Below are 7,004 nucleotides of genomic sequence, written 5' to 3'. Positions count from 1 at the left end.
GCCACACAAAGTCATCATCACAGCAGTCGCTAGAAAGCTTGTTACAATCGCGAACGCACTCCTCAAATCTCGGCAAAACTGGTCGGCTCAGACCCCCTGAGAAATACAGTTACGAGACCCTTTGGGATCGAACACTTGATCTATGAACATTTGGCTGGATTTCAGTCATACGACTGATAACTTGCCCACGCATCGTTTATTAGCTGCAACACCTCTGTACAGAAAATCTATTGGAGCGCGCTATTGGTAATTCCGTTTCACGTTCGCGAAATGCTTCAACGCATAAAAGCACGATTTGACGCAGATCAGATACCCCGGCAGATGGCCCCAAGCGATGCAGAGTTTTCAACATTGCGCCCGTCCCGCAAGCCTACCAAAGAGACCATCGGACACTTCTGGAACCAGTTGAAACCGACGGCCAGTGCAGCGGATCAAGCACAGATCGCAGATCCGGCGACCATCGAGGACGCCGAAATCTACGGGGCCAATATCGAGAATTTCATAGGGACGGTTAAGCTGCCTGTCGGGGTTATTGGCCCCTTGCGCTTGAACGGGATGAACGCAAATGGCGATTTCCATGTCCCCCTCGCCACCACCGAGGCAGCGCTTGTCGCGTCCTATGCCCGGGGCGCTTACGCCGCCACCCGGTCGGGCGGTATCAGCACTGCCGTTTTGTACGAAGGTGTACTGCGTACACCGGCCTTTGTATTCGAGAGCCTGCTAAGGGCTGGGCAATTCGTGGATTGGGTTGTGACAAATGTCGACATGCTCCAATCTGCGGCCGAAGCGACGACCCGTCATGGCAAACTTGTATCACTGGAGCCGTTCATCGACACAAACGTCGTTTTCTTGATTTGCCGCTATACAACAGGTGATGCGGCGGGTCAGAATATGGTGACTATCGCCACCGATGCCTTGTGCCACGCAATCGCGGATAACTGCGCTGTTAAGATTGAAAACTGGTATGTCGAAGGTAATTTCTCGGGCGACAAAAAGGCCTCGGCGTTGGGGTTAGTGACAGGGCGCGGGCGCAAGGTCAGCGCCTCGGTCACGCTTCCGGCTGAGATTGTCGAAAGGACGATGGGAACAACGGTCGAGGCGATGCTGGACTATGGCCGCGTCGCCAATCTGGGGGCGCATTTGTCCGGCCAGTTTGGTGCGCAGGCGCATTATGCCAACGGGTTGGCAGCCTTTTACATTGCAACCGGACAGGACGCGGCCTGCGTTGCCGAAAGCGCTATAGGTGTAACGCGCATGGAGCCAAGGGGCGACGATCTGTTCTGCTCGGTGACTCTCCCCAACATCCTAGTTGGATCGGTCGGCGGCGGAACCGGCTTGCCAAGCCAAGCAGCCGCGCTGAACATACTTGGCCTCAGCGGTAACGGTTGTGGTACAGCTTTGGCCGAGGTTGCCGCAGCCACATGCCTATGCGGAGAAATCTCGATCGTTGCAGCGATTGCAGCGGGTCATTTCACCCGCGCCCATGAAAGTCTGGCCCGGCAAAGATGAGTTTTCAGAATCGAGTCTGGATATATCAGTCCGAACGCTTTCCACTGAAGAAAACCGTCCCGCTGCTGCTGGTGTTTTCTGCCGCCAGCATTTGCGTTTCCGCGCGTCTCGCGGACCGCCCCCTGCCCGACTGGCCCGCCTTTGCCGCGGGTTTCGTGCTGGCCATGGCGCTGTTCTTCCAGATGCGGGTCTGTGACGAGTTCAAGGATGCAGAGGACGACCGGCGCTACCGGCCCGACAGGCCGATCCCACGCGGATTGGTCTCTTCGGGCGAAGTTCTGATCTTGGGTTTGCTGACCATTCCACTGGCACTTGCCGCCGCTTGGTTCTGGCAGCCGTCGGCTTTGTGGCTGTTGGGCGCCGTCTGGATCTGGCTCTCGGCGATGACAGTTGAATTCGGTGTTCCAGCCTGGCTGAAGGCACGGCCAATTCTGTACCTGCTAAGCCATATGGCAATCATGCCCTTGATTGATCTGTTACTGACCGGTCTTGAATGGCTACCGGCAGGCGCGGCAGCGCCCTCTCTTTGGCTGTTCCTAGCGTTGTCTTTTGTAAATGGCTGCGTCCTTGAGATAGGGCGCAAATTATGGGCGCCCGAAAACGAGATTGCCGGGGTCGACACATATTCCGCCCTATGGGGTCCGCATCTGGCGGGGCGTATCTGGATCGGCTGTGTCGTGCTGTCCTACACGCTTCTTGTCGGCACGGGCAGCGCCACCGGAGTTGGCTGGCCAAGCGCCCTGATCGGCGCGATAGCGCTGGTTCTCTGTGGGGCTGCCGCATTTCGCTACAGTCAGGCACCAACTGTTAAAGCCCAGAACAGGATGGACACTGTTTCCGGTCTGTGGGTTTTCTTCTGCTATGCCACGGCTGGCTTCCTGCCCTTACTGATCGGAGACGTTGTTTGACTTTCATTGTCGCCCAAACGGATGCTAACGATGTCTCGGTTGTCGGAGGGAAAGCGGCGGCCTTATCGCATCTGTCGCAGCACGGATTTTCGCCACCCGCGTTCTTTGTCATCACAAATGATGCGTTTCGCATGGGGCAATCCGGCCCAATCGCGCAGAAGGGCCTGCGATCGGCATTGACTGCTGCGCTTGAAACACTCGGGCCCGGACCTTACGCGGTGCGCAGCTCTGGCCGATCCGAGGATGGCGTGGACAACAGCCATGCGGGACAGTTCGAGTCGCTCCTGAATGTTCCGAGCAAGCATGTGACCGAGGCAGCCAAGAAGGTTTGGCAGTCCGGCTTCTCGGCTACAGTCGAAACATACCGAGCGGTCAAATCCGGCGGCGAGGTCGAGGCTCCTGCAATCATCGTACAGCGCATGGTCGATGCAAAGACGGCCGGGGTCGCCTTTTCCGCCGATCCGGTCAGTGGCCGGCGCAATGTGGTCGTGATCTCGGCTATTGATGGACTTGCAGAACAGCTTGTGTCAGGTGAAGCGGACGGAGAAGACTGGATCATCGGCGCGGATGGCGCACCGGAAAGCGCTCCAGTAACACCCAGGCATTTAACCGCGTCCGAGGCGCAGTCCATCGCGGCCCTCGCCCGAAAATCCGAAGCGCTGTTCGGCCTCCCTCAGGACATTGAGTGGGCCATTGATGAGCAAGGGCTTCATATTCTGCAGGCCCGACCGATTACCACAACCCTGCGCCCTGCGGCGCTCGAAGACCAGACACTGACCATTTTCGACAACTCCAATATCGTCGAAAGCTATCCCGGCATCGTTAGCCCGTTGACCTATTCTTTTGCCCTGCATGTGTATTCTCAGGTGTATCGCGCTTTCGTCAGGCTGCTAGGCGTATCCCGGCACACGGTTGCCCGCCATCCAACTGTATTTAACAATTTGCTGGGGCGGGTGGACGGGCGTGCCTATTACAATCTGATCAACTGGTATCGCGCGCTGGCGCTGTTGCCCGGGTTTTCGCTGAACCGCGATTATATGGAAACGATGATGGGCGTTTCTGAACCGATGCCGCGTGAGGTCACGGATGCTCTTGCTCCGCCCCCCACCACCGGCTGGCACAAGGTCTTGGATTACGCGAAACTGGCCAAGGTTGCAGGCAGCCTGATCTGGCAGGCCATCCGACTGCCACGGACCCGGCGCGATTTTTATCGGAGGCTGAACGACATATTGCAGACGGGGCTGGATATGGATGCCTCGAACTCGACCGAACTGGCTGCCGAGTATCGCCGCATTGAAAGCACTCTTCTGGATCGTTGGGACGCCCCGCTGATCAACGATTTTCTGTGCATGATTGCTTTTGGTGGCTCGCGGAACCTGCTGCAAAAGTGGCTGGGCGACGATGGGTTGGCCATGCACAATGACCTCATGATCGGGCAAGGCGATATCGTTTCGGCGGAACCCGCTCAACGCATTGCCCGAATGGGAGAGTTGGTCCGGCATGCTGGCCTTGCCGCACCTTTGAAGGCCAATGCGCATCTATCGGTTTTGTCAGGAAACCAGAAAATCGAAGCCGAGGTTGAAGCGTATCTGGAAAAGTTCGGCGACCGGTGCACCGAAGAGCTAAAGCTGGAAAGCGTTCCGTTGCGCGACGACCCGACCAGCCTTTTGCTGGCCATTGCAGCCAGCGCTGAACGTCCCCCGTCCGGGCGTAAGGAAGGAACTGAGCCAGACTGGCAGGCGTTGTTTCCGGCAAACCCACTCAAACGGCAATTGGCCAAATGGATCTTGGGCTGGACCAAAGCACGTGTGCGCGACCGCGAAAACCTACGCTTTGAACGCACGCGTATCTTTGGTTATGCGCGGCGTGTGTTTTTGGGCATCGGCCGGGAATTCACCGCGCGCGATCTGCTTTCGTCCCCAAAGGATGTATTTTTTCTGACAACACATGAGGTTCTCGGAGCAGTCGAAGGCTATGGCCTAACGCCTGATCTGAAAAGTATCGTTGCGCGGCGCAAACAGGAGGATGAAGCCTCGTCCCGACGCCCCGACCCGCCGGAACGCATCGAAATTCGTGGTCCCGCCATCGCGCCGATCTGGTCCGAAACCGTAGAAGTCGCGGTAGAGACCGCACGGGTAAAGCATGGCACGGGATGTTCCGCAGGACAGATCAAGGCCCGAGCGCGCGTGATCCGCGATCCACGCACCGAAGTTCTGAACCCTGGGGACGTCCTGGTGGCGCGCTATACCGATCCGGGTTGGATCGCCGTATTCTCAAACGCGTCGGCCATCGTTGTCGAACGGGGGTCGCTGTTGTCACATTCGGCGATTGTCGCACGTGAACTGGGCATCCCTTGCGTGGTTGGCCTGAAAGGCGCCACGCACTGGATCGAAGATGGCGAGATGATCTCGGTCGACGGGGCAAGCGGCGCGGTGGAGCGGTGTGATGGGTAGCAGTGAGATTGAGAAAAAAGCGGATTTCGACCATATCCGCTATGCCCAACTGTGGGAGGACGCAGACGTTCTCACCTCTGCCTTGGGCGACTGCGCGGGCAGGATATTAGTGTCCATCTGTTCGGCCGGGGACAATGCGCTTGCGATGCTGACACTCGATCCAGCGCGCGTAGTTGTTCTAGACTTGTCACCGGCGCAGATCGCCTGCCTCAACCTCAGAGTCGCAGCCTATCAGGTGCTGTCCCATCCCGAATTCATTGAACTTACGGGCTCGCGCCCCAGTAGCCGACGAGGAGCATTGCTGAGCCGGGTAATGGATGCCACAGATGCAGAAACGCGCACTTTCTGGCAGGCCCTGACCCAGGATGTCGAAAAATACGGCATCGGCGGCGTCGGTAAGTTCGAACGCTATTTTCGCATCTTTCGAACTTGGCTTCTGCCACTTGTGCATTCACGCCGAACTATTGATGAGGTGTTCCTTCTCCGTACGCCCGCTGAGCGTCAAACTTTCTTTGACACGCAGTTCAACACGGTTCGATGGCGGCTCTTGCTGAACATCTTTTTTTCTCGCTTCGTCATGGGTCGTATGGGCCGGGACAGCGCATTCTTCGACCATGTCGAGGGCAGCCCGGCCCAACATGTTGCCCGTCGCATCCGTCACGCTGGGGTCACCACCGATCCCTCGAAAAATCCCTATCTGCACTGGATTCTCAAAGGTGATCACGGCGACGCGCTGCCAATGGCATGGCGTCCCGAGCATTACGAAACAATCCGATCCCGGCTGGATCGTCTGGACATCCGCCTTGGGTCGCTCGAGGCTTTTGTGTCGACCGGTGAGAAAGCCAGCGGGTTCAACCTGTCCGACATCTTTGAATACATGTCCCCCGAGACCTTCCCGCAGGTCTACGGCTCTATCCTGACCGCCGCAGAGCCAAACGCCCGGTTGGTCTACTGGAATATGATGGCACCCCGGCGGGTTCCGCCAGAATACCGGGACCAGATAGAAACCCTGGTCGACATTGAAACCCAGCAGAAAACCCAAGACATGGCGTTTTTCTATTCGGATTTCGTTGTCGAAGAGGTTCAGCCGTGACCGTATTTGGGCAGATCCTGCTGGCTGCGGGGTCCGTGCTGGCTCTGATCGGCTTAATGATGGTCATACGCCATCTGACCAATACGGCGGTTCTGGGTGCCGAAGTACAGCGCAAGCTGATGCATGTCAGTACGGGCCTCTTTGCGTTGCTGCTGCCCTGGCTCTTTCCCGACCGTTGGCCAGTTTACATGCTGATTGCAGCCACAATGCTGGTGATGCTGGTGCTCCGCCTTCCGCGCTTTTCATCGGGTCTGGGTGCGACCCTGCATGGGGTAGAGCGTACGTCCTACGGTGACTTTCTGCTCGCCTTGTCAGTCGGGCTTTGCTTCCTGTTGGCTGGGGAAAACACACTGTTCTACATCCTGCCAATCGCCGTTCTCACACTGGCGGATGCCGCCGCTGCGCTGGCCGGAACTACCTATGGAACCAAACGCTACGTGGTGGAGGATGGCGACAAGAGCTTGGAAGGCTCAGTCGTGTTTTTTGTCGTAACGCTGTTGGTCGCGATCATCTGCTTCTTGTTCATGTCGAGCCTCCCACCATCCAACATCATGATGTTGTGCCTTATGGTGGCGGGTTTTGGCACATTGGTCGAGGCGCAAAGTTGGCGAGGGTTTGACAACCTGTTCCTGCCGCTTGGCTTGTTGATTTTTCTGAACAGCCACTATCACAGCTCTTTGGCCGAACTCGCCCTGTTGGCCGCCATGTTCTTTGCCGCCCTTGCCAGTTTCGGCGTGGTGGGAACCAAGATGGGCCTGACCAAACATGCGACCCGTGTGTATGTTGTCGCAGTTTTTTTGCTGTTGGCCGCCGCGAAATTGCAGAACACAGTATTGCCGATTATGGTTCTTGCCGCACACGGCTGGGCGCGAACCGCTTCTCCTTGTGACAGCAAGTACCCCAATCTGGATATTGTAGCCGCCTTGGGGCTTTTGGGGTTCGGTTGGCTTGCGGCTGGCAATGCAACGGGATGGGATGCAATTTCCTTCTTTGGGCTCAGTGCGATGGGGTTGGCCATGGGACTCACTGTTGTCGCGCTGC

General features: G+C 57.4%; 5 protein-coding genes. All 5 read left to right on the top strand.

Features of this window, described 5'->3' with window-relative positions; all coding sequences use genetic code 11:
- The first annotated feature begins 270 nt into the window (after window positions 1-270).
- Window positions 271-1,509, top strand: coding sequence for a hydroxymethylglutaryl-CoA reductase (locus tag AC2FND_RS19125; RefSeq protein ID WP_496771310.1), 1,239 nt, complete (start codon window positions 271-273; stop codon window positions 1,507-1,509).
- Window positions 1,506-2,417 (top strand): UbiA family prenyltransferase, encoded by a 912-nt coding sequence (locus tag AC2FND_RS19120; protein ID WP_496771309.1) that lies wholly within the window; start codon window positions 1,506-1,508, stop codon window positions 2,415-2,417. Before AC2FND_RS19125 ends, AC2FND_RS19120 begins: the two co-directional genes overlap by 4 nt.
- Entirely contained in the window at window positions 2,414-4,870 is a 2,457-nt protein-coding gene (locus AC2FND_RS19115; RefSeq protein WP_496771308.1) for a PEP/pyruvate-binding domain-containing protein, read from the top strand. Before AC2FND_RS19120 ends, AC2FND_RS19115 begins: the two co-directional genes overlap by 4 nt.
- The gene (locus tag AC2FND_RS19110; protein WP_480508958.1) at window positions 4,863-5,963 is read left to right on the top strand and encodes a BtaA family protein; all 1,101 of its coding nucleotides are present in this window, start codon (window positions 4,863-4,865) and stop codon (window positions 5,961-5,963) included. The genes AC2FND_RS19115 and AC2FND_RS19110 overlap by 8 nt, the downstream gene beginning before the upstream one ends.
- Window positions 5,960-7,004: hypothetical protein (locus AC2FND_RS19105; RefSeq protein WP_496771307.1), on the top strand; the 1,045-nt coding region annotated here is incomplete at its 3' end. The genes AC2FND_RS19110 and AC2FND_RS19105, both read left to right, overlap by 4 nt.

The sequence above is a fragment of the Ruegeria sp. BHSB056 genome, from assembly GCF_059613305.1.
The sequence above is the reverse complement of the archived record's forward strand: the minus strand, read 5'-3'. Positions and strand labels throughout refer to the sequence as shown.

What these genes read in the sequence shown, in the direction of transcription:
- AC2FND_RS19125 (WP_496771310.1), top strand. Translation starts at nt 271, where the DNA reads ATGCTTCAACGCATAAAAGCACGATTTGACGCAGATCAGATACCCCGG.
- AC2FND_RS19120 (WP_496771309.1), top strand. Translation starts at nt 1,506, where the DNA reads ATGAGTTTTCAGAATCGAGTCTGGATATATCAGTCCGAACGCTTTCCA.
- AC2FND_RS19110 (WP_480508958.1), top strand. Translation starts at nt 4,863, where the DNA reads ATGGGTAGCAGTGAGATTGAGAAAAAAGCGGATTTCGACCATATCCGC.